The organism is Enterobacter sp. PL1 (genome assembly GCF_945957325.1).
Classification (GTDB): Bacteria; Pseudomonadota; Gammaproteobacteria; order Enterobacterales; family Enterobacteriaceae; genus Enterobacter; species Enterobacter roggenkampii.
Map to the genome: position 1 here is coordinate 70,386 of NZ_CAMFKT010000017.1, position 18,568 is coordinate 88,953.

Here is an 18,568-nt window from a genome sequence, read left to right on the forward strand (position 1 = left end):
GATAACTGACCTGAGGCAAGCATGGTTGTTAAGCGCTTAAGAAAAGAGGACCGCCGCGTGCAGCTGCTGGAGGTTGCGCGAGGGATCGTACGTCAGCAAGGCACGGAGGCGTTGACCCTTGGCTATCTGGCAGAACGGGCTAACGTGACCAAGCCCATCCCCTACGACCACTTTGGCGATCGTGAAGGGCTATTGATGGCGCTGTACCAGGATTATAGCGATCGGCAGCTGGCAAAATTCCGCGAGACGCTGGCGGTGGACAGCAAAACGCTGGAGAAGACGATCCGCTTTTTCAGCGCGGCCTATATCGACTGTGCGATTGCCGCCGGACCTGAAACCGGGCCAATCGCCGCGGCGCTGTCCGGTTCTCGCGCGCTGCAGACGTTTCGGGAAGCGTGCGTGGCCGAATGTGCCGACTGCCTGCGCACCGCGCTTTCTCCTTTTATCGTCTTAAAAGGCGTTCAGGGAGAAGCGGTACTGACGGCCATCATTGGCGCGGCGGAGGCGCTCAGCACCGCGGCGGGCAACGGCGTGCTCGCCCGGAATGTGGCAGAAGATATGCTCTGCGGCGCCATGACCGGAGTGCTGGATACCTACGCGAATAGCACAAAATGATCGCCGGGGGCGGATTGACACCTAAGTTACCAATAGTAATATAGGCATCACTTCTCCCCCATCTGGAGGTCGCTATGTCTGCAACACATGCCATTAAAAACGCGCTGATCGTGACGGCACACCCGATCGACAATTCGTTATCCCATACGCTGGCAGCTCGTATTGCCGGGAAATTACGCGAGGAAGGTACGCAGGTTGAGATCGCCGATCTGCATGCTGAAGGGTTTAATCCGTCGATGACCCGCGCCGATCTCGATTTGTATCACGGCGATCCGAGCGCCCTCCCCGACGATATTCTGCGCGAGCAGCAGCGCGTCGAGCGCGCGGATATGCTGGTATTCGTCTTCCCGGTGTACTGGTGGTCGGTTCCCGCGCTGTTGAAAGGCTGGTTCGATCGCGTGTTAACCCTGAACTGGGCGTATAAGGTGGCCGACGACGGCCGGATTGTGGGCAACTTACGGGATGTTCCCGTCCGCCTGATTGCCACTGGCGGGAGCGATCTCACCGGATTTGATAAACACGGCTACTCGACGGCGATTCAGACACAGATAATCGAAGGGGTATTTGGCTTCTGCGGGTTGAAGAACGTTAAGCTCGATATCCTTTACCAGGCAGACACGGCGACGCCCGAGCAGGTTGACGAATTCCTGAGCGAGATCGGCAACCTAAAATAATATCGGCTATCCAGCCAGCAACGGCGTGCCTCCTTCGCCATAAGGAGGCACGAGTTCTCGATGTTACTAACCGTCAGGGATCCTGCTGGCAAACCGGAACGCTCTTTCTTGTGATTATTCAAAAAATAACGAGGAAAGGCCAATCGTCATCACTACACTCATAACCACCTGAATCAAGATAATAAAAAAAGCGATCCCACCCAATACCGTGATTTTTCGACGCAGAATGAAAGTTATGCCGGAAAGTACAGCACTGAACAGAATGGCTTTGAGTATATAGGAAAGCGGCACCATGGCCGGGTGACCGGTCTGCACTCCAGCAAGCCCAATGAGACCCAGTAGAAAATTACCGCAAATTCCCCATCCCCAGAAAGTCATCGGTAAGCTCATCTGTCCCGCGACTAATCTTTTCAACATACGCACATCCTTTTTGTGATTTTTTTATCGAAACACAACGGTTTTTATCCAGTCTCTCGCACAGTTGGATTGTGCAATAAGTCGAGCCGACAAATACGCAACTACCAAATATGCTGATATGATTTTGTTCATCTTTACATGCATATTGATGGTATTGAAAAGAACTATCGGCAGCAAATTTTTAAAGTTTAACGGCTCGTCCGGATATGGTTTAAAAGATATATCAGCGAAGGTCATAACATGTTTACGTCAGTTCAGCCAACAGCCCCCCTCACCACCACCGGAACCTTCGGCGGTGCGAGCGTGTCTGTAGTGAACGACTGACAAACAGAACCTCAATCCCCCGCCGGCATGGACGGGGAAATGTTTCTCCGTTCACCACCTTCTGAATGGAGAAAGGAAATGGTTTCATCTGACAATGCTCTCTTGATTATCGACATGCAGCAGGGCCTCTTTCGGGGCCCGGTTTCCCCCCGCTCCGCCGATGCCGTTCTGGCCAATATCCGCTTGTTAATCGCCAACGCCCGAGACGCGCAGGTACCCGTCTTTTTTGCCCGCCATATTGGGCCGGACGACTCCCCCTTCTCAGAAAAGGGGCCGTTAACACAGCTGATACCTGAACTGGACGTGAAGGAGCAGGACGTTGTTTTCACCAAGCGCTATCCCAGCTGTTTTCGGGATACGGTATTGCTGCGTGAACTTAATCAGAGAGGCATCAAACAGCTGGTCATTGCCGGGATGAAAACAGAGTTTTGCGTCGATACGACCTGCCGGGCCGCACCGGAGCTGGGTTTCAGGACGGTATTAATTTCAGATGCGCATACCACAATGGATAATGACTGTTTATCCGCCAGCGACATTATTGCCCATCACAACAGCACGCTGGCAGGCCCGTTTGTGACGCTGTCGACTGCTCGTGACTGGCTTTTTAGTACGGTGAGTTGACTCAGGTGAGCGCTTATCTCTTTACCCGGCTCGCCTTTTCGCGCGCCGGGCACATAAGAGAATAATTACAGGGTAAAACCACCGTCACCCACCTGTGCCTGAGCATACCATTGCATCAGCTTCTCGGTGCCGGGCTCGTTTTCTGCCGGTGACCATGGGGCGGTATCATGCTCGGGCACGGGCTGATACCCCCCATGTTTAACCTCAAAAATGACGCCGCCTTTATCCAGCGACAGCACGGCATGCCAGGTTCCGGCATCCATCTCCAGGACTTTACACTCTTCGCCTAACACCACGCGCCGGGTCACGTTGCCGCTGTCGTCAAAATTCAGCACCAGAAAGCGGCCGCTCAGCGCCGTCAGCAGTTCAAACGTGTGCGGATGGCGGTGGGGGCGGACATAGGTACCGGGTTCCATTGCAATGGCCAGACGCTGCACCGGGTCGCTCAGGTCAGGGTGTAAATTACGATGAGCGCGTAAGCGAGGAGAATGTGCGGCCTGCTCGCTTTGCTGCTGCAGGTCACTGAAAGTAATCTGTTTCATATACACCTTTAGGTATGTGGGCTGTCTGCGGCAACCCGGATGCCGCAGGACGTTATACCATCCTGAACGGTCGAGGCGCGATGGGATTTGTGAAACAAATCACTGCCGGGCGAGTGGTCAATCCCCCGACAGGAAGCTCATCAGTAGAACTGACATGAAAACCGCCATTCCCCTTCTGATGACCGGTGAAAGTAACCGATACCGTTATCCGCCCACATCCAGTTTACTTTTTCTTCTGACCCAACCTGAAAAACAAACTCTTCGATTCCCACACCGTGTTGTATCTCAGTCGGAAATCCCCCTACCTTGGTTCCCCTGTAGCGATTGAAATCTTCAAAAAAACTCTCACTGGCCTGCTCATCATCATTTACGCATGAGAGATCAATAATATCCCAGGCATCTTCCCATCCAGGTGCATCGTCAATGACACTCAGCCATTGAACTGGAAACGGCCGATACGGCGTGTCCAATTCAGGCAATGGCTGAAGCCCATCAAGGCTGGCATACTCGCGAATTAACCATCCTTCACCGTGCAGTTTGTCAAAGGGATGTTGTTCCACATTGTGAAACAACACCAGAAGGGCTATGCCCTTCAACTGGTCAGTAATAACAGGAAGCTCGTCGACCCTGATCTGAAGAAGTGGAAACATGGGTTTGCCCTTCCAGGTGGGTAATCCTTCATCTGCGCGAGAAACGCCCTTCAGAAACCATGACGTAATGGGATCTTCAGGCGGCCGGAACCCACCGACCTGCGCGACCGATGCGGGTCTTAGCCTGGTCCGGAGTTCTTCTAAAACTGACGCACTCTCTAATCTCATGTTTGCTCGCCTCTGTAGACGCTTGTCGGACAGATATTCTGCAGTTCATTGTAAGTTAATCATCACATCTGGAGAATCTCATTGAATAATAAAACCTATGTTGAGTAAAACTCACATTGATTCCCACTATTTCTCGTTTTTCAAACGTAATCTCATTGAAATACCATCCCTTCATTCCCGGTCTCTTCCTGACCTGGAACAGAGAGCGAAACTCAAATAATAAATACACCTGCATGCATATGGAGTACGTATGACACTCGATGTTTTATTTCATCTAATGAAAATGATCTCACCTGAAAAAAACATCGCGGGTGAAAATATACATGCGTTAATAACGTTACTTTCGTCAGAAAACGATAGCGGTGAGGTGCTTTCGCCCTTTATTCATCGACTGCATCTTCTGTCTTTCGCCCAAAGCAATCCGGGTAACGCCGAAGAGTTGCTCTCTGCGCATTTACCCAAAGACGACGGGATCCTTCCGGTTCTGGACTTCGCGGACTGGCCCCGGGTGCGTTACGCCGCTTCAGGCGAAGTTCAGACGCCTGAATCTGAGGAGTACTTCCGTGAAATGACATCGGCTACCAACCTGTTACGTTCTGCGCTGATCGAAGCTGAACGCGCAAAGGGAACGCCAGCGTTTTATATACTGGATAAATTACTCAACCTGAACAGTGCCCTGCCGGAAAGATATAAAAAGATGGCAAATATTCCCTACGCATAAATACGTTCACTGTGCGGAATATCTCCCTGTTAATATTCCGCTATTTATTAAATCCGCTTTTCATTGAAATCAAGACAGACAATATCCAAAGAGGGCACCACTGGCGCATTAAGGTTAAGCCAGGCCAGCAACCGTTCAATACTCTGTCCTCTGAGCGAATTTTTGGGCCAGACAAGGTAGTAACCGTCCCCTGTTGCTATCGCCTCCCTGAAGGGCAGCGCGAGAAGGCCGCTTTTCAGCGCGTCGAGCGTGAGCCGGAGATCCGCCATCGCTACGCCGTGTCCGTGCATGGCCGCAAGGCTTCCCTGCTCCAGGGTGTCGAACACGATCCCGCCGCCCATGTCGAGGCCGGGGAATAAGCCCGTCCTTTTCAGCCAGCGCTTCCAGTCCCGTCTGTCCGGTGACGGATGAATAAGATCGCATTCTGGAAGCTGATGCCGGGCAGGCTCCAGCAAAGACGGCGTACAAACCGGAATAAGCCATTCGCTGAACAGCAGCCGGCTCTCCGTTGACTCGCCAAAATAGCCGTTCCCGAGGAGGATCGCACAATCGTAGGGCTCGCGGCTGAAGTCAACGGTGTCGAAGTCCATCCAGACGCTGGCGATTTCGATTTTCGGCTTCGCGTGGTTCTCGCGAAAGGATTTAAGCACATTGAGGAGCCATCGCATCGTCAGGGTGCTGGGGGCTTTGAGGCGCAGAAGGTGGTTTTCACTTTTGAATGCGCGACAGGCCCACTCAATATTCGAGAAACTTTCGCTAAGCTGCCCGGCCAGAATGCGCCCGGCATCGCTGACCTCCACTCTCGGACCCTGCCGCTTAAACAGCTCGCAGTCAAACCACATTTCAAGCGTCCGGACATGCCTGCTGACCGCCCCCGGCGTGATATTCAGGACTTCAGCCGCTTTGCTAAAGGAGTTCAGCCGTGCGGCAACTTCGAACGCGCGCAGCGCATACAGTGGCGGTAAAGACATATGTTCCCTTTTTGTCAGGTGTAATCATGCAGGTTTTGTATTATCGGCACTCGATGACGTTTCATCCCATTCCTCAGCCGGAAACGTCAGCAGCAGCACCCTGAGCAGGGACTCAAGCTGCGCGCGTTGCGCCTCAGAGAGGTTTCTCAGCAGCGCATTTTGCGTTTCCGTGTGCACGAGCAGCGCCTGTTCGATACGCTCCTGCCCGTGCGGCGTCAGGCTGACGAGCGAGCTGCGCTTGTCGTCGGGATCGGCAATCCGCCTGATAAGGCCTTGCTGTTCGAGATGGTTGAGCCGGTTCGTCATCGCCCCTGAGGTGATCAACAGGGATGTATACAGCTGCGTGGGCGAAAGGCAGTACGGCTCCCCGGCGCGGCGCAGCGTGGCGAGGACGTCAAACTCGCCCTCGCGAAAGCCAAACGGCGCCATGGCCAGCGCGCGTTCTTTTCCCAGGTGCTTCATCAGCCTGAGCATTCGGCCAAAAATTTTCATCGACGAGGCGTCCAGCTCGGGCATGGCGCGGCTCCACTGGCCGACAACGAAGTCTACATGATCTTTCATCTTCACCCCGTATGGCGTGGGAATTTATCGAGTTGTGCGGTACATCTTACACTAAAACAGATTTTATCTTAACGTTAAGATAAATGCTCGCGGCAATTTGCCCGGGCCATTCACACCCGAAAAGGATGCCATGTTGAAACGCACGTCACCGTTACTCTTCGCCGTTATCGCTTTTATCGTCGGGCTGAACCTGCGCCCAATTCTGGCCTCGGTTGGCCCCCTGTTCTCCGTGCTGCAGCGCGAAGCGGGGCTGACCGCGACGCAATTCAGCCTGCTGACCACCCTGCCGGTGGCGATGATGGGACTGGCTGCCCTGTGTGGCCCCTGGCTTTTAGCCAGGGTCGGTGCCGTCAGGGGAATTATGCTCGGGCTGTTCATCCTGCTGGTAGCCTGTTCATTACGCGGTTTTAGCACCTCGCTGACGGGTTTGATGGGCACCGCGTTACTGGGCGGGGCCAGCATCGGCACTATCCAGGCGTTAATGCCCGCCCTGATAAAAAAGGCGTATACGCAAACGGCCAGCACGATCATGTCGCTATTCAGCACGGGCATTATGGCCGGTGCGGCAGTCGCCGCCGCCAGCGCCGAGCCGCTATTTTCATGGCTCACGCTGAAGCCCGCGCTGGCTATGGCAGGCGTGCTTGCGCTGCTGGCGCTGATGCTGTGGTTACCCCTGGTTAAGCAGCCTCAAGGTGAACAAACAGCACATGAATCCGTTACGCTCTCTTCCTCCCGAACTGGACTCCTTCTGCTCTTTTTCGGCGTGGGGACGGGCGCCTACACGCTGGTCTTAGCCTGGCTGCCCCCGCTCTATATTCAGGCAGGATGGTCCGCACGCAGCAGCGGCTATATGCTGGCCTGGCTGACCTTAACCGAGGTGGCCGCCGGGTTTGCCGTCTCCGCGCTGATCGGTAAATTCCCCGACCGCCGTGTTCCGCTGATAACTGTACTGTTACTGCTGCTGGCGGGATTACTGTGTCTGGTCTTCTCTCCAGGTACCACGCCAGTCTTATCAACCTTGCTGCTTGGCATCGGTATCGGCGCCCTCTTCCCGCTGTCGCTTATCGTCACGTTCGATCATGCGCGAACGCCCGCGCAGGCCGGGAAGTTACTGTCAAAAGTTCAGGGAGGAGGATATATGATCGCCGCGCTCATGCCGCTAGTTGCCGGGATCGTTCGCGACAGTTCGGTCTCGCTGACCAGCGCATGGCTGGTGATGAGTGCGGGAGTCGTGCTGTTGATCGCTATCGCGTTCACTTTCAAACCCACCGCGAACGTGCAGGCGCGGTGAATGCGGTACCAAAAATGAGAGTCGTATTTAAGACGGCTCTACGCTAAATTCCATCATTTCAGGCTATTAAGGAGTGGATATGTCGCAGACGTTACCGAGAATTGATGTCATGTTCGTCGCCGGGTTCGGGCCCATTTCACAGGATACAGCATCCAGCACCGCGTTTTATATCCAGACACTCGGTCTGCCGCTGAAGCCGATGGAGGGCAATGCCGAGTATCTGCTCACTGAAGAGGGACGCTTACCGGGCGTGAAGCATTTTGCCGTCTGGCCGCTGTCACAGGCGGCAACGTCCTGTTTTGGTGAATCGGAGTGGCCCGTGGAGCATCCGATACCGCAGGGATGGATTGAATACGAGGTGCAGGATCTCGATTCCGCTACCCGTGTTCTGAGTGAAAAAGGCTATCGGTTGTTGGTCGCCAACCGCACGGAACCGTGGGGACAAACCGTTACTCGCCTGCTCAGCCCGGAAGGTTTGCTGACCGGACTAACGATTACGCCGTGGCTGCGTGGATAGAGGATGTTATAAGGTGCTGGCTTATATCACGATAGGGACAAATGACTTTCAGCGCGCCGTGAACTTTTATGACGCTATTTTTAACGTGCTGGGCTATTCACGTCTGCCCGCCTGGACTGATAGCTGGGCAATGTGGGGAAATGAAAATCATCCGGATGACGAATTTAGCTTCTGCATTTGTCCTCCTTTTGACCAGCAACCCGCGACGGCGGGAAACGGGACAATGTTCGCATTCAGAGCCGATAGCGCGGAAATTGTCAGACGCTTCCATGCAGCGGGCCTCCGTGCGGGAGGAAAGGATGAAGGCGTGCCCGGTACACGAACCGCCTACGGCCCCGATTTTTATGTTGCCTATCTGCGCGATGCTGACGGGCATAAACTGGCGTGCGTTTACCAGCATTATTCTCCTGATGCAGATACGCTCTCAGGAGAGGAAGAGTCACTTCACTAATAAAATTTTGCGGTAAGGACCGGTAGACACCCAGTCCTGCGGAGATCACTTCAGCTCCAGCGTGCTTATTACATGGGCAATATCCGCGATGTCGCCAGCTGACAACGGTTGCAGAGGGCGAGGCAGGCAATCCATGTCGGTAAGCCCAAGCACGCCAGCCGCAGCGGCAATAACGCGAATACTTCCGCCATGTTTCCGGAAGAGCGACCACAACGGCTCAAGGCGGGTTGTCAGGGCTGTAACGCGTTGATAATCGTTTGCCGCCGCAGCTTCGGTGATTTGTTTCGCCATCTCAGGGAACAGACCGCCACACACGGAATACCAGACTTCACAACCGGCGTTTAATCCCAGCCCCGCATAAGCGTCGCCACTAATACCGATTGTTACGCCAGGGCGCAAAAGTTGACGTAACGCATTCACCCGTTCAATCGCTGCAGCGGGGCTATCCGGGACGCCAGGGATCTTGACCGAGCGAACCCCCTCAAGTGAGGATAGACGACCGTGAAGTTCATCCGTAAAGGTAAAATGCGTAGTGCCCGGATTATCATAGATACACACCGGTACAGACGCGTGCCGGGTAACGGTCTCAAAGAGTGAAAAGACTTCTTCGTCACGGAGTGGCTGGTAGCTGACCGCCGGGAGTAACAGCGCATTCGCACCAGCTGCCTGTGCATCCTCTGCCAAATGCAGAATGGCATCGGTACTGACCGCTCCCACACACACCATAACGGGGATGTTCCCTGCATGCTGTTTAGCCAGCGTTGCTACGCGCTTGCGCTGCTCCCGGGTCAGATAGGCGTAGCTTCCGGTTGACCCCAGGATGCCCATAGAATCAACCCGAGCGTCTGTAAGACGGGAAAGAATATGGCTAAAACCCTTTTCATCCACGCCGCGGGCAGTGACTGGGGTTAATGGAAACGCCGACAAACCGGTAAACATAACTCTTTCTCCTGAAAGGTATTACTGCTGTTGTTCTTCGATGAGAGCAACTTCAAACCACAGACCGGGCATCATTTTTTCCAGGCCGTCGGTCAGCATCTTCCCGGCTTCGTGAAGTCTATCCAGCGGCATCTGCGGGAGACTCTCCAGAATGAACCACATTTGCTGAGCCTCCACGCCTAAGCGGGTTCTGATCCCCTGTCGCCAGTTCCAGCGACGGCAGGTCACGCCGATATCATCACACCAAATAACCTCGCCTTGTGAAGGAGACTCAACGGTGGCCTCTCCCTCTTTGACGGTATCAAAAGGCTCTGTTCCTTTTGCCACAGTCAGACGCGGCGCCCCCTGATAGGCAGAGAGATTCTCTCCACCAACCGGAACGGCATAGCGGAGACTAACGGCATTATAAAGATCAACGATAGGATCGAGCGCTGGCATCGTTCCGTCACGTAACACGCGCTTGCGTAACGCATCTGCTGAGCAAGGGGTGCGTTTAGGTTTAGCACCAAACTTTTGAAAAACGTCGGCCCATGCCGCCAGATGAGAGTCCGCCCAATCTGGTTCACCGGCCAGAACGGCTTCACAGGCTTCACGCAGCGCCGTTTCTCCAGCGTCGGGATTAAGCACTGGCGCAGCTTTTACGCAAATGCTCAGTGCACGAAAACCGGGAGCAATACGATAAATTTCAGGGGTAATTGACGGAGATACTGTTAGCACGTGATAATCCTGTAATGACCAATTTATTCCATGATAATGACCAATGACCAAAAAAGTCAATTTAATGACCGATGCGAACGCTATCGTCAATACTGTGAATGAAGCCGTATCTCAGCGAATTAAACTCTATCGTAAGCATAAGAAGATATCCCTTGATGAACTCTCCCGTCGGGCAGGCGTCAGCAAGGGAGCGCTGGTTGAGATAGAGGGATGCCGGGCGAATCCCAGCATTGCCCTGTTATGCCGCCTGGCTGCCGCAATGGGGGTTTCGGTGGCTGATTTTGTGGATGTCAGTTCAAAACCGACCGTGCATCTCATTGCTGAAGATGAGATCCCAGAATTGTGGGAAGGTGAAAAAGGCGGGAGAGCAAGATTGCTCGCAGGGTCAGGTGGCCCTGATATGACCGAGCTCTGGATGTGGGAAATGCAGCCGGGGGAAAAGTTTGCCTCCCCCGGCCACACGGAAGGTACGCTTGAACTGTTTTATGTGCAGTCGGGCACGCTCACACTCGGCGTACAGGAACACGTGTATCGGGTAAATACTGGCTGTTCGGCAACCGCCAGAACGGACGTTCCTCATTTCTATGAAAACCAGGGGGAGAACCCGCTGGTATTTATCATGACAGTACATGAAAAAGCATCCTGAGCATTCCCCGGCATAGAGGACAGCCCTGTGCCTCATCACAAGTAGCCCAAAAGGAGGAGTTCGGTGAATAATCAGCATCTGCGTTTTACCAAAGACAAATTTATTGTCACAACCGATCCCAGCTTTTTTCAGCTGGAAGCCATTCACGATTACCTCTCGCAATCGTCCTGGGCTCCTGGTATTGATGCTGAAACGGTCAGGATATCAATCCAGAACAGCCTTTGTTTCGCGCTCCTGGATGGAACAAGACAAATCGGCTTCGCCCGTCTGGTCACAGACTATGCCACTTTTGGTTATTTGTGCGACGTCTACGTGCTGAACGATTATCAGAAAAGTGGTCTTGGCCGTTGGCTGATTGAATGCTGTCATGCCCATCCATTGTTGTCACGTCTGCGACGGATAATGCTGGTAACCGACAGCGCGCCATGGTTATACCAGAAGCTGGGGTATAACCCATTGAACCGACCAGATTTTGTCTGGCAAATCAATCGACCCGATATTTATCGTAACCCCGGGCAAAAATAAAAGTACTTTGCAGAGAGTAATGATAAATGTGAATCCGCAAGGCCAGTCACTCTGATACAGAAGAATTTGCCATTTTAGCCGAACGAACCTTACGACATCCGCTTCTGGCACTGAGCGGATATGCTAACTGAGCTAAAGGTCCGCTGTGAGTGAGAAGCAAACATCTTAAGTAGGTTGTTCTTTTATGCTACTACCTCTATGTAGCCATGTTATATGGCTACATTTATACAGAAGTTAGGATTAGTCTTTTCCCGGACCATAATTAAATTTTGTCCCTTTGCCAATGGCGTAAAACTGTCCGCCAGCAACGTAATGGACAGTACGTAATTCATCTGGTGCATCATCAAAAATCCAGTGCCCATTTCTGAAAACGCGGTCATCACTCCATGCTCCGACAATTTCCCCCATGAACAAGTTGTGCTGCTTTTCATTTTCTTCATTGGGTATGACCTTACATACTAACCAGCCAGCGCAACCTTCCACTAAAGGCAGATCAAACTCTTTCTGATAAAATAGTGGGATTTTACTATTTTTATCGGGTGTGTCGGAATAACTGTGACCTCCAGCATATAAAACCATTTCCATCTGATTCACTACTGGGATCTGTACAACGTAATATCCGCTTTTTTCTACAAGCCCGCGAGTAAATGCCTGTGGACCTATAAAAGCCATCACTTTGTTATTGCCTACTAATCCAACCCAGGCCGCTGCCATGACATTTTCAATGCCATCATTTTTAGCCGATATCATCGTCGTTGGCCCGACCTGTAATAAACGATAGGCTTTGTTTAACTCTACTGGTTGAATTGACATAATTTACTCTTTTGGGTTCTGATAAAAAGTAAGGCAGGTTACTTATTTGATTGTTCGATTATATGGCTGGAATAGTTGCAAATTAATTGCTATTATCAAAATACATTATTGCAGATTTCACAATAATCATGGACAAACTTGACGCTCTAAAATTTTTTATCATCGCCTCTGAGACCTTGAACTTCCGCGAAGCAGCCATCAAGCTGTCGGTTTCACCATCAGTAGTAACCCGAACAGTCGCTGAGCTGGAGAAACAACTTGGTGAACCTTTATTCAAACGCAATACGCGTTCGATCTTTCTCACCAGTTTCGGCGAACTATTTTTACCCCAAGCGAAGCGACTGCTTGAAGATTCTGAAAAACTTTTTCAGACAGGGAAAGATGATAATGAAATGAAGGGTATTGTTCGTATCACATTACTTCGATTTCCAAATCATGAACAAATCTTGTATGAACTATTGACTGCACTACGTCCCTATCCTGAGTTATTTATCGACTGGCGTTTAGATATGATGAAACTTGATACTATTGAGCATCGTATTGATATAGGTATACGCGTAGGACGAGAACCTAATCCAAACTTTATCATTAAAAATATCGCACAAGTTGAACATATTTTGGTTGCATCCCCTGAACTTATTGAGCGACTGGGAGCACCTACTGATTTAGAAGATCTTCGACAGCGTTATCCATTTAGTGGTTTAATTAATCCTGAGACGGGAAAATCATTTGAGTTTATGAGTGACGCAGTAAATACTTTTGTCCCTCGTCATATTGAGTTTTATACTACAGATCCATATGCCGAAATTCAGGCTGCATTGGCCGGGAGAACGGTTGTACAGTCCAGCGACTTTATCTGTAGGGAGTACTTAGCAAGCGGCCAACTTGTTCCCCCATTGCCAGAACTGCGACAGGAGAAATGGCAATTTTATTTATATCGGCCTTACCAGCTGATTACTCCCAAAAGGGTGACGGTCGTTTTCTCGCTATTAGAAAAAATATTACGCAAATATTTCGCATCAAAATAACATTCTCCTCGACGTCCGCATCTGGCACAGAGCGGACATCAGAATATCGGCTATTCCCGACAAACGGATGGCTCTGGCGACAAAAACACTCACCTTCCCAGTGCCGCAACAATTGTCCCCTCCATTTTCTCGGGCGTAGTCATCGGTGCAAAGCGCTTGAGGGGTTTACCGTCACGCCCGACAAGGAACTTGGTAAAGTTCCACTTGATCCGCCCACCCAGCACGCCGGGCAATTCGTCTTTCAGATAACGAAAAATCGCATGTGCTGCGGCACCGTTGACCTCGACTTTCGCGAACATGGGAAAGCTGACGCCGTAGTTAATGTAACAGGTCTTTGAGATGTCGTCGGCACCGCCGGGTTCCTGCTTACCGAACTGGTTGCAGGGGAAGCCAAGCACCACCAGCCCTTGATCGGCGTATTTTTTGTACAGTGCTTCAAGACCCGCATACTGGGGCGTAAAGCCGCACCGGCTGGCCGTATTAACAACCAGAATCACCTTACCCGCATAGTCGGCCATAGAGATAAGCTGCCCATCCAGACGGGTGGCGCTAAGTTCATGAAAATGGGTCATATTAGTGATTATGATCTCTTAGAAAAACGGTTAGCACATCCTTTGGAGGGGTTACACCCGTTTCTGAAAGCATCCATCCCACAGCGCCGCGATGATAGGTACCGTGAAACAGTACATGGTTGAGCATATCCGCCGCTTTCATTTCGCCATATCCGCCATCGACAAAACGGAATTTGATGATTTCAGAAAGTCCGGGCACGTCCATTGAGCCTGCGTGCGTAATATACCAGTCAGTGCATTCAGTCATCTTTTTCAGAAGCTCGTCTGCAGACGGCGTTTCCGGCGTATTCAACGCGGTGTATTGATGCGTTTGACCAGTAATATTTGCCCTGAAAATCATATCCACGACATAAACATGGTTCATAAGTCTGAGCATCAGATGGTGCTTTTCAGCATTTGCGGAAGTATCGACCCTCTGTATTGCTTGTAAGGTTTCCGTATCTGCCCAGCGTTTGAATTTGAATAATGTGACAATCGTGCCTGTGTCCATCGCCCCTCCGGATTAACAAAAAATTATCGTATCAACAACTTTGTCTGGCCGGTATCACTTCCACTTCCGGCAACACACAGAGGTGATTCTGCTACCCGAAAAATTCCCTCACGGCAGGCTATTTGTGATACATTCCTGGCGCGTTAATGACCACCACACTCGCTATCAGGTATGCAGAACATAACAAAAAAAATTCACTGGCTTCTGCTTACTCTGCCACTCCTCAGCGGTTGTGGCACGCTCTCGCAAATGTCCTCCCCGGAAGGTACTCAGGAACTTCTCACTCATGATTCGCTGGATGGCGACGTTGACAGCGTGGTGCGTCACTACATGGCGCAAAAATCCGTTCCCGGGATGACGGTCGCGGTGATCCATAATCACGGCTCACCGCAGTTTTACACCTGGGGCGTAACCGATGCGGTCAATCGCTATCCGGTCAGGCCCGACACCCTGTTTGCGCTCGGCTCGATCAGCAAAGGGATCACGGCAGAAGTAGTGGCTTGTCTGGTGAATGAAGGGCAACTGAACTGGAGCGATAGCCTGGCGACATTGCTACCGCCGGGTACGCCGCTTAGCGCGGATGCACAAAAAATCACCCTGCTTGAACTGGTAACCCACACCTCCGGCCTGCCGCGTCAGAATATGGATGTTCCGATGCTTGGAAAATTCATCAGCTACTTAAGCACCGGCGATAATTTCTACGGTGAGCTGGATAGCGATAACGTGCTGCTCTACCTCGCCGACTGGCGAGCGCCAAAGAATAAAGTGCCGCAATACTCCAATACCGGCTACGCCCTGATCGGCTATATCCTGAAGCACAAAACCGGCGAAGATATCCAGAGTTTAGCCTCGCGCTATATTTTCCATCCGCTGCAAATGGCTAACAGCAGCTTTACGCCCCGGCAGCTAAAAGGGTACCCCCAGCGTGCGCTTGGCCACGCGGGCGATCAGCCGAAATTTATCCCGCGCGGGCAAATCACCCCGGACTGGCATTTTTCCAACAATATGGTGGCGGCAGCGAGCCTATACAGTAACGCCGAAGATCTGGCGACCTACGCCCGCTATCACGTCTCAACGACCCACAATCCCCTGCTGGACAGCGTCTTTGCCGAAGTGAGAAATACCGATATTCAACGTCCCGACGGGGTACAGGGTATTGCCTGGACCACCGACTTTATCGGTCTGGAGAAAATCACCTATCAGGTCGGCTATATCGGCGGCTACTCCAGCTTTATCGGTTATGACAAAGAAAGAGGCAATGCGGTGGTAGTGCTGCAAAATACCTTTAACTGGAGTAATTACATCGGCATTGCGCTATTGATGGATATGGCGAAAAAAGACGGCCTTACCCCTGGTTCGCCGACTTCGGCCTCAAATTCTCGTCAAACGTCAGCCGTTTCCGTTCAGGCTCAACCTCACGCAGCGGCTCGACCTGGTGCATAGTCAGCTTGCAGCGCTCCACCAGCACCTGATACTCCCGCGTGCCCTGCTGCTTCCATGCCAGCTCCTGCTCGCTCAGCTCACGGATCGCCCTGGCCGGGCTGCCGATGATCAAATGGTTGGCAGGCATCTCCGCTTTGGCCTTCACGAACGCCGCCGCGCCGACGATGCTGTTTTCACCAATGACCGCCCCGTCCATCACCACCGCGTTCATGCCCACCAGCGCATTGCGGCGGATCACGCAGCCGTGAAGAATGGCGCTGTGGCCGATGTGCCCGTCCTCTTCCACCACGGTGTCCTGCTCCGGGAAGCCGTGCATCACGCAGTTATCCTGAATGTTCGCCCCGTCTTTCACCACGATACGGCCAAAATCACCGCGCAGGCTGGCATTGGGACCGACATACACGCCTTTGCCCAGAATCACGTCGCCAATGAGCACCGCCGTTGGGTGAACGTAGCTCTCGTCAGGCACGACCGGCGTCAGGCCGTCAATTTGATAAACAGGCATCTTCCCTCCTTATGCGCTTGTAAGACCACCAAAGCGTTGATAGTAGAGCGTGCCGGGCACGGGCAGTTCACCGACGGAGGTTTCGCCCTTCTCGCTGACAAACGCCAGCGCTCCCGGCGCGACACGCTGATAGATATTTATGCAGAGCTGTCGGGCGCTTTGCCCCGCCCAGTGCGCAGGCAGTAACTCTTCCGGCAGCAGCGGGTCCTTCAGCACCACGCGACGATAGAAGTGAATCAGCAGCAGCTGGATCTGGAAGCAGCGTTCCGGCGTCAGCTCCTCCGGCGCGGCCTCTTTCAGCAGCGGCAGCAGCGGCCGGAACGAGTTGATAAACGACTCATACATCGCGTTTTGCTCGGTTAACTGCCAGCACTCTTCTACGCGTGAACGCAGCGCGGCGCGTGAGAGCGCCAGCGGCGAGTGGGCTTCAAAGAAAATCACGTTTTCCGCCACGCCGGCATCGTGAAGCAGGGACTGCACGTCCGCCAGATGCTGCGACGGCGAGGCCATCAGGCTCGGCGCCAGCGTGCCAAACCCCTGCCAGATCAGCTGCTTTTTGACGTCGGCCAGGGTGGTTTTATCCAGCCCCTCGGAGAGCAGCAATAACCATTTGCCGTCCCAGGCGGGCAGCTCTGCGCGATAAATCTTATTCTCCGCGCGACGCGTCAGGCGCAGCCCCTTATCGCTCAGGCGGTAAAAGCTGCGTCGCCCGATGCGCGAGACGTCCAGCCAGCCCTCTTTGTTGAGGCGAAACAGCGCGGTACGCACGAACCGTTCGCCAAACCCCATGCCTTCCAGTAAGGCAGCCAGGCTGCCGAGCCAAATCTCACCGCCGCGATGGGAAAGCGCGTCACCGTATAGCGAGGAGATAAGCGAGGTCCCGCTGACGGGAACGGAGCTGACCGCGTGCTGGATAAAGGCGTCGAGTTTATTCATGTGATTCATTCTGTTGTTATTTTTGTCCTGGATGAATCATAGCATAGGATTCTGGGATAGCCCCTCACCCTAACCCTCTCCCTTTGGAAGAGGGCCGGGGTGAGAGGAAACTTAGCCGTTGGCCGCAACTTTACGCAGGTCAAACACCCGGCAGGCTTTGCCCTCCGAGCGCGGGATGCTGCCGCAGTTCACGATCGTCACGTCGGTGGAAATCCCCACCATCGATTTAATGCGGTGGCGCAGCTGGTGGCACACCTGGCAACGCTGCTCGTGCGTCAGCGTCAGGCTGCTCTCTTTCAGCTCCACCTTCACGGAAAGTGAATCAAGATGCCCGCGACGGTTCACCTCCAGCTGGTAGTGCGGAGAAAGGTGCTCGAACTTCACAATCTCCTCTTCCAGCTGCGACGGGAAGACGTTGACGCCACGAATAATCAGCATATCGTCGCTGCGGCCGCTGATGCGGTCCATACGGCGCATGCTGCGCGAGGTGGCCGGGAGCAGGCGCGTCAGGTCGCGGGTGCGGTAGCGGATCACCGGCAGCGCCTCTTTGGTCAGCGTGGTGAACAGCAGTTCACCCTGCTGGCCGTCATCCAGCGGCGTGCCGTCGTTCGGGTTAACGATCTCCGGGTAGAAATGATCTTCCCAGATGGTCGGGCCGTCGACGGTTTCGATACACTCCATCGCCACGCCCGGCCCCATCACTTCGGAGAGGCCATAGATGTCCAGCGCCGTAATGCCTAAGCGTTTTTCAATTTCACGGCGCATGGCCTGCGTCCACGGCTCGGCGCCGAAGACGCCCACGCGCAGGGAACAGCCGCTGGCATCGCCGCCCATCTGGCGCTCAAGCTCTTCAATCAGGTTGAGGCAGTAGGATGGCGTCACCATGATCATGTCCGGCTGGAAATCGCGGATCAGCTGCGCCTGTTTCTCCGTCTGGCCGCCGGACATCGGGATCACCGTCGCGCCTAAACGCTCGGCCCCGTAGTGCGCCCCCAGCCCGCCGGTAAACAGGCCGTAGCCATAGGCCACGTGAATTTTGTCCTTCGCGCTGCCGCCCGCGGCGCGCAGGGAGCGCGCCACCAGATTGGCCCAGTTGTCAATGTCGCCTTGCGTGTAGCCGACAACGGTCGGCTTGCCGGTGGTGCCGGATGACGCGTGAATGCGCACCACCTGCTCCATCGGCACGGCGAAGGTATCGAACGGGTAGTTATCCCGCAGGTCCTGCTTGGTGGTGCACGGGAACTTACGGATATCCGCCAGCTCGTTGAAATCGTCAGGGTGAACGCCCGCGGCATCAAACTTGCGTTTGTACATCGGCACGTTGTTATAGGCGTGATGCAGCGTCCATTTCAGACGCGCGGTCTGCAGCGCCTGTAATTCGTCAAGGGACGCGGTTTCGATCGGGTCAAGCTTTGTTGTATTTATCATCGC

The 18,568-nt window shown here is 53.3% G+C and carries 24 protein-coding genes; 11 read left to right on the forward strand and 13 right to left on the reverse strand.

Annotation, left to right across the window (positions count from 1 at the left end; genetic code table 11):
- Positions 1–21: 21 nt before the first annotated feature.
- Positions 22–615 (forward strand): TetR/AcrR family transcriptional regulator, encoded by a 594-nt coding sequence (locus N6P30_RS16045; protein ID WP_023292507.1) that lies wholly within the window; start codon positions 22–24, stop codon positions 613–615.
- A gap of 74 nt (positions 616–689) precedes the next feature.
- On the forward strand, positions 690–1,289 hold the full coding sequence (locus tag N6P30_RS16050; RefSeq protein ID WP_023292508.1) for an NAD(P)H-dependent oxidoreductase: 600 nt from the start codon (positions 690–692) through the stop codon (positions 1,287–1,289).
- A gap of 114 nt (positions 1,290–1,403) precedes the next feature.
- Here N6P30_RS16050 and N6P30_RS16055 read toward each other — a convergent pair whose 3' ends face one another.
- Positions 1,404–1,706 carry a hypothetical protein gene (locus tag N6P30_RS16055; protein ID WP_023292509.1) on the reverse strand — a complete coding sequence of 101 codons (303 nt, stop codon included), beginning with the start codon at positions 1,704–1,706 and terminating at the stop codon, positions 1,404–1,406.
- 402 nt (positions 1,707–2,108) lie between these two features.
- Between N6P30_RS16055 and N6P30_RS16060 the strand changes: the two genes are divergently transcribed.
- The gene (locus N6P30_RS16060) at positions 2,109–2,651 is read left to right on the forward strand and encodes a cysteine hydrolase family protein (protein ID WP_023292510.1); all 543 of its coding nucleotides are present in this window, start codon (positions 2,109–2,111) and stop codon (positions 2,649–2,651) included.
- A 65-nt stretch (positions 2,652–2,716) separates the two neighbouring features.
- Here N6P30_RS16060 and N6P30_RS16065 read toward each other — a convergent pair whose 3' ends face one another.
- Together N6P30_RS16065 and N6P30_RS16070 are read right to left on the reverse strand one after the other, a co-directional pair.
- Positions 2,717–3,193, reverse strand: a complete 477-nt coding sequence (locus N6P30_RS16065) for a WbuC family cupin fold metalloprotein (RefSeq protein WP_008502351.1) — start codon at positions 3,191–3,193, stop codon at positions 2,717–2,719.
- A 140-nt stretch (positions 3,194–3,333) separates the two neighbouring features.
- The gene (locus N6P30_RS16070; RefSeq protein WP_023292511.1) at positions 3,334–4,011 is read right to left on the reverse strand and encodes a DUF1963 domain-containing protein; all 678 of its coding nucleotides are present in this window, start codon (positions 4,009–4,011) and stop codon (positions 3,334–3,336) included.
- Positions 4,012–4,261: 250 nt separating this feature from the next.
- Here N6P30_RS16070 and N6P30_RS16075 point away from each other — a divergent pair, with 250 nt between their 5' ends.
- Complete coding sequence (locus N6P30_RS16075) at positions 4,262–4,732, forward strand: hypothetical protein (protein WP_023292512.1); 471 nt, start codon at positions 4,262–4,264, stop codon at positions 4,730–4,732.
- A 47-nt stretch (positions 4,733–4,779) separates the two neighbouring features.
- Here N6P30_RS16075 and N6P30_RS16080 read toward each other — a convergent pair whose 3' ends face one another.
- Both N6P30_RS16080 and N6P30_RS16085 read right to left on the reverse strand, forming a co-directional pair.
- A complete protein-coding gene (locus tag N6P30_RS16080) occupies positions 4,780–5,703 on the reverse strand; it encodes a LysR substrate-binding domain-containing protein (RefSeq protein WP_008502355.1) in 924 nt (307 codons plus the stop codon).
- A gap of 24 nt (positions 5,704–5,727) precedes the next feature.
- Positions 5,728–6,264, reverse strand: coding sequence for a MarR family winged helix-turn-helix transcriptional regulator (locus tag N6P30_RS16085; RefSeq protein WP_025911320.1), 537 nt, complete (start codon positions 6,262–6,264; stop codon positions 5,728–5,730).
- Positions 6,265–6,394: 130 nt separating this feature from the next.
- Between N6P30_RS16085 and N6P30_RS16090 the strand changes: the two genes are divergently transcribed.
- From N6P30_RS16090 to N6P30_RS16100, 3 genes are all read left to right on the forward strand, one after another.
- Positions 6,395–7,555 carry an MFS transporter gene (locus tag N6P30_RS16090; protein ID WP_023292514.1) on the forward strand — a complete coding sequence of 387 codons (1,161 nt, stop codon included), beginning with the start codon at positions 6,395–6,397 and terminating at the stop codon, positions 7,553–7,555.
- A gap of 79 nt (positions 7,556–7,634) precedes the next feature.
- Positions 7,635–8,072, forward strand: coding sequence for a VOC family protein (locus N6P30_RS16095; RefSeq protein WP_023292515.1), 438 nt, complete (start codon positions 7,635–7,637; stop codon positions 8,070–8,072).
- Between the two features lie 13 nt (positions 8,073–8,085).
- On the forward strand, positions 8,086–8,523 hold the full coding sequence (locus N6P30_RS16100) for a VOC family protein (protein ID WP_023292516.1): 438 nt from the start codon (positions 8,086–8,088) through the stop codon (positions 8,521–8,523).
- Between the two features lie 45 nt (positions 8,524–8,568).
- Here the strand turns inward: N6P30_RS16100 and N6P30_RS16105 are convergent, their stop codons facing one another.
- The gene (locus N6P30_RS16105; protein WP_023292517.1) at positions 8,569–9,462 is read right to left on the reverse strand and encodes a dihydrodipicolinate synthase family protein; all 894 of its coding nucleotides are present in this window, start codon (positions 9,460–9,462) and stop codon (positions 8,569–8,571) included.
- Between the two features lie 21 nt (positions 9,463–9,483).
- Complete coding sequence (locus N6P30_RS16110; protein WP_023292518.1) at positions 9,484–10,179, reverse strand: B3/4 domain-containing protein; 696 nt, start codon at positions 10,177–10,179, stop codon at positions 9,484–9,486.
- Between the two features lie 43 nt (positions 10,180–10,222).
- Between N6P30_RS16110 and N6P30_RS16115 the strand changes: the two genes are divergently transcribed.
- On the forward strand, positions 10,223–10,825 hold the full coding sequence (locus N6P30_RS16115) for a helix-turn-helix domain-containing protein (protein ID WP_023292519.1): 603 nt from the start codon (positions 10,223–10,225) through the stop codon (positions 10,823–10,825).
- Positions 10,826–10,888: 63 nt separating this feature from the next.
- Positions 10,889–11,350: a GNAT family N-acetyltransferase gene (locus N6P30_RS16120; RefSeq protein WP_008502363.1), complete on the forward strand. Its 462-nt coding sequence runs from the start codon at positions 10,889–10,891 to the stop codon at positions 11,348–11,350.
- 240 nt (positions 11,351–11,590) lie between these two features.
- On the opposite strand, the gene N6P30_RS16125 is transcribed toward N6P30_RS16120, so the two are convergent.
- Complete coding sequence (locus N6P30_RS16125; protein ID WP_023292520.1) at positions 11,591–12,163, reverse strand: flavin reductase family protein; 573 nt, start codon at positions 12,161–12,163, stop codon at positions 11,591–11,593.
- 128 nt (positions 12,164–12,291) lie between these two features.
- On the opposite strand from N6P30_RS16125, the gene N6P30_RS16130 reads away from it, so the two are divergent.
- On the forward strand, positions 12,292–13,191 hold the full coding sequence (locus tag N6P30_RS16130) for a LysR family transcriptional regulator (RefSeq protein ID WP_023292521.1): 900 nt from the start codon (positions 12,292–12,294) through the stop codon (positions 13,189–13,191).
- Positions 13,192–13,280: 89 nt separating this feature from the next.
- Here the strand turns inward: N6P30_RS16130 and N6P30_RS16135 are convergent, their stop codons facing one another.
- Both N6P30_RS16135 and N6P30_RS16140 read right to left on the reverse strand, forming a co-directional pair.
- Complete coding sequence (locus tag N6P30_RS16135; protein WP_023292522.1) at positions 13,281–13,763, reverse strand: glutathione peroxidase; 483 nt, start codon at positions 13,761–13,763, stop codon at positions 13,281–13,283.
- A gap of 1 nt (position 13,764) precedes the next feature.
- Positions 13,765–14,253, reverse strand: a complete 489-nt coding sequence (locus tag N6P30_RS16140) for a DinB family protein (RefSeq protein ID WP_023292523.1) — start codon at positions 14,251–14,253, stop codon at positions 13,765–13,767.
- A gap of 171 nt (positions 14,254–14,424) precedes the next feature.
- Here N6P30_RS16140 and N6P30_RS16145 point away from each other — a divergent pair, with 171 nt between their 5' ends.
- Complete coding sequence (locus N6P30_RS16145) at positions 14,425–15,696, forward strand: serine hydrolase domain-containing protein (protein WP_023292524.1); 1,272 nt, start codon at positions 14,425–14,427, stop codon at positions 15,694–15,696.
- Here the strand turns inward: N6P30_RS16145 and paaY are convergent.
- The 3 genes from paaY to paaK form a co-directional block, all read right to left on the reverse strand.
- Positions 15,599–16,201, reverse strand: a complete 603-nt coding sequence (gene paaY / locus N6P30_RS16150; RefSeq protein WP_021241338.1) for a phenylacetic acid degradation protein PaaY — start codon at positions 16,199–16,201, stop codon at positions 15,599–15,601. The two genes, N6P30_RS16145 and paaY, sit on opposite strands and share 98 nt — an antisense overlap.
- 9 nt (positions 16,202–16,210) lie before the next feature.
- A complete protein-coding gene (paaX, locus tag N6P30_RS16155) occupies positions 16,211–17,146 on the reverse strand; it encodes a phenylacetic acid degradation operon negative regulatory protein PaaX (RefSeq protein WP_021241337.1) in 936 nt (311 codons plus the stop codon).
- Between the two features lie 102 nt (positions 17,147–17,248).
- Complete coding sequence (paaK, locus tag N6P30_RS16160; protein ID WP_023292525.1) at positions 17,249–18,565, reverse strand: phenylacetate--CoA ligase PaaK; 1,317 nt, start codon at positions 18,563–18,565, stop codon at positions 17,249–17,251.
- Positions 18,566–18,568 lie beyond the last annotated feature (3 nt).